2 protein-coding genes and 2 pseudogenes are annotated in these 3,398 nt (G+C 51.4%); all 4 read right to left on the bottom strand.

What is annotated here, in order from left to right:
- Nucleotides 1–28 precede the first annotated feature (28 nt).
- A complete protein-coding gene (tnpB, locus tag FTU91_RS15930; protein ID WP_004814654.1) occupies nt 29–364 on the bottom strand; it encodes an IS66 family insertion sequence element accessory protein TnpB in 336 nt (111 codons plus the stop codon).
- A 127-nt stretch (nt 365–491) separates the two neighbouring features.
- Nucleotides 492–719, bottom strand: a pseudogene (locus FTU91_RS15925) (transposase domain-containing protein); the annotation flags it as partial.
- A gap of 104 nt (nt 720–823) precedes the next feature.
- A complete protein-coding gene (gene ltrA / locus FTU91_RS15920; RefSeq protein WP_151421628.1) occupies nt 824–2,485 on the bottom strand; it encodes a group II intron reverse transcriptase/maturase in 1,662 nt (553 codons plus the stop codon).
- 575 nt (nt 2,486–3,060) lie between these two features.
- Nucleotides 3,061–3,398, bottom strand: a pseudogene (locus FTU91_RS15915) (transposase); the annotation flags it as partial.

Genomic DNA, 3,398 nt, shown 5'->3' with positions numbered 1-3,398 from the left:
GGAGAATAGCAGAATGGAACAGCCTGGTTTAAAGCATCGTCACCACCTGCTGTCGTCCAATGCGCTGCCAGGGCAAACCTTGGATCAGTGCCTGTAACTGTTCCGGGCTGAGGGCCACGGTTTCACCTTGGTGAACTTGAGCCCAGTGAAATTTGCCCTGTTCCAGCCGCCGGGCACACAGCCAGATGCCCAGTCCATCATGTACCAGCACTTTCATGCGATGGCCACGTTTATTACAGAACAGGTAAGCACAATGCGGTTTGATTGAGCCAAAGGCTTTCATAATCTGCGCCATGGCCGTATCCATACCCGCACGCATGTCCATGGGCTGGGTAGACAACCAGATTTCATCGATACGGATCATTTGATCAAGCCCTGAAGTAAAAGCAGTAATTCAGTTGCAGACTCCACCGGCCATTCGATTTCGATCATCTGATCCCTTACGGAACCTTGTTCATCAGTAAGCGTCCGCTGAATCCCATGCCTATTTTTTAATTTTGGTCGGATTTCCAGCGGTGCGGCAGCAATTCTTCAATTTGGGTCACTTTGTGTGTCGGCAGCCTTTTCAGCACATCACTTAAATAGGCATACGGATCCAGTCCATTCAGCTTTGCTGACTGGATTAAAGTCATGATATTGGCAGCTCGTTGGCCGCTGCGCAGCGAGCCAGCAAACTGCCAGTTCTTACGTCCCAACGCCCAGGGGCGCATCTGATTGTCGGGTAGTCAGACGCAGTTACCTACGTCCAACCCCCTAAGAACCGTGCATGCGAGTTTCCCAGCACACGGCTCAAGCCTCTGCTAAGGCGCCATTCGGCACCCGGTTATACATCGTTGACATTGGCAAACTGAACACTCCTCGGACAATACAGATGGTAAATCTCAAGATTAGCAACTGCATCCGTTCCACCATGACTTAGCTTCACAATATGACGGCTGTGCCATGGTGTATCTTTGGTGACTGGTTTAAGACAGGCGCAGCAGCGACCACCTTGTTTTAGCCACACCCGATACAGCTTGGCTCGCCCCTTTGCGGAGACCAGCATTCTTTTACCCCATCGGGATTCGAAGTACTCATCCCATGCGGGGTCATGAGGGTTAGCAGCAGCCTTGATCTTGATATGTCGCACAATTGGCGTATCTGAGGCAGACACTAATGTGTATTGTCGCTTCAGACCATCGGCGGACTGTTCATCACATGAGAACACCCATCGACGCGCTCCTTGTACTTTGAAATACCGATCTTTGACCCATCGGAGTGTCTTGCGAGGGTGGCGACGTACAGCCCATCGCCAGAGCATTTCCCACACTGCGTTGTCTACCTGGTTGAAAACCTTCTTGGCAACGACATGACTATGATAGTTGGCCCAACCCCTTAGAATCGGGTTGAGCAAACCGATCAAAGTGGCCTGTCGTGTCGCTTTGTTTGCATTGATTAATGCTCGCAGCTTGTCAAGATGAGCACTGATGTTTGCCTTTGACGGCTTGATCAGTAGCTTGCCGTTGTACTTACGTACGTTCCAGCCAAGAAAATCGAACCCGTTCCCTATGTGCGTGATTTTGGTCTTTTCCTGAGAGAGCACGAGACCGCGCTGCGCCAGAAATTCAACCACGGCAGGACGAACTTCATTTTCGAGCCACTCTTTAGAATACCCCGTGATGATGAAATCATCCGCATACCGTACCAGTTGCAGCTTTTTGCCTGTCCATTTGGCGTTAGAGAACCTCTTCGCCAGCATCGTTTCCAGTCCGTCCAAGGTCATGTTGGCCAGCACCGGGGAGATAATACCTCCTTGCGGTGTTCCGGAAAGACTGGGAAACAGCTTGCTTTGGTAGACGTAACCGGCTTTGAGCCATTTCCGTAGAATCACCTTGTCCATTGGGAGGTTGGCGATCATCCAGTCATGGCTGATATTGTCGAAACAGCCTTGAATGTCACCCTCTAGCACCCACTCAGCACTTACTTTTCTTGACAGCACACCAAAGCACTGTGCTGCAGCATCCGCGGTTGAGCGTTGCGGTCTGAACCCATAAGAGTTCCGATCAGCGATGGTCTCCGCGATGGGTTCCAAAGCCAGCAGATGGAGCGCCTGCATGGCCCGGCATTTCATCGTGGGTATCCCGAGAGGTCTCATCTTGCCATTTTTCTTCGGAATAAGGACTCTCCGAAGCGGAAGGGGCGTGTAACCTCGCCTCTTCAACGACATCATCGCACCGGTCTTGGCCTTGGGTGTATTCCAAGTCACCTTGTCGACCCCAGCCGTGTTTTTGCCTTTGTTTTCAGACACTCGTTTGACGGCCAATGCTTTGCCACTAAACGAGTGAGTCAGCAGCCATTGCAAAGCTTTCGCCTTGTTATGCCTGCCGTCTTGTACCGCCTTCACAATACGCGCTTGCAGCCCTCTGACATGACGCTGTACAGCAATCCAATCGATGCTGTCCCACGATGTGCTGGAAGGTGCACACGCTGATACTGCTGCATTCATTTGCTCTCCCTCCATTAAAAGGGTCCTACACACTCTCTTGTGATGAGAGACCATAAGGACGTCAGCCCGCTTTCGCGTGGGGTAATGTTTCAACCTCTATCCACCCCATTACAGACTGGCATTCGCTTTTTCCTCGTTCCTTCGCCCGCATCACCATGGGCAGTTTTTGCAAACTGCTTTCCCAATGGGAGTAATACGGGATTTCCACGTTCCGCTTACTGAAGTACATCGGCTTAGGTGCCTGCTATCGACCGGGAGGCGTATGGGTCACGAATGCGTAATCGAAAGACGCAATTTCCACCTCCATTACCGTTTTGGTTCGAGCGTATCAGCCATTTCCGCTCGTTCAACTTAACGATCGTTACGCAGATTCACATGTGTTCACCATACCGATTATCTAGCCCTTGTCCGGCTATGGCTGCCAGAAGGGTACGCCTCTCACGATTGATACCCCGCACCTTGCGGTGCCTCGTTACATTGTCGAAGGCGCTCTTTATTCAGCCTTCTAGATTCACCCGGTGACACGGGTGGTTCCCGCAGGGGGAACAACTTCATTAAGCGACTTCGTGTCGCACTTCAATCCAGTTATTGCAAATCGGTAGATTGCCATCATCCAAATAGCGGCAGAGTGCCTGCCAACGTTTTAGGCTGTAGTTGATCGCCCGAGCGGTGGGAGAACTCGATGGCACCGTCAGATGATGTTGGTTGAGCCATTCATATAGTTGTTGCATCACCGGTTGGCTATGCTGTTGTCGGTATTCGCGGCGGTCTTCCGCTGTACCATCGGTCTTTTTCCTGAGTTCTGCTTCTATGGCATACAGTTTCTGAATCAGCACTAATGCCTGTTCAGCGACCTGACTTTTCCCGGTCACATGCAGTTCATGGAATTTACGACGTGCATGGGCCATGCAGC

The organism is Acinetobacter sp. YH12201, from assembly GCF_013418145.1.
Taxonomy (GTDB): Bacteria; Pseudomonadota; Gammaproteobacteria; order Pseudomonadales; family Moraxellaceae; genus Acinetobacter.
This window is presented reverse-complemented; position numbering and strand designations above follow the sequence as displayed.

Excerpts from the sequence above, each read along its gene's own strand:
- tnpB (WP_004814654.1), bottom strand. The coding sequence starts at position 364 with ATGATCCGTATCGATGAAATCTGGTTGTCTACCCAGCCCATGGACATG.
- ltrA (WP_151421628.1), bottom strand. The coding sequence starts at position 2,485 with ATGAATGCAGCAGTATCAGCGTGTGCACCTTCCAGCACATCGTGGGAC.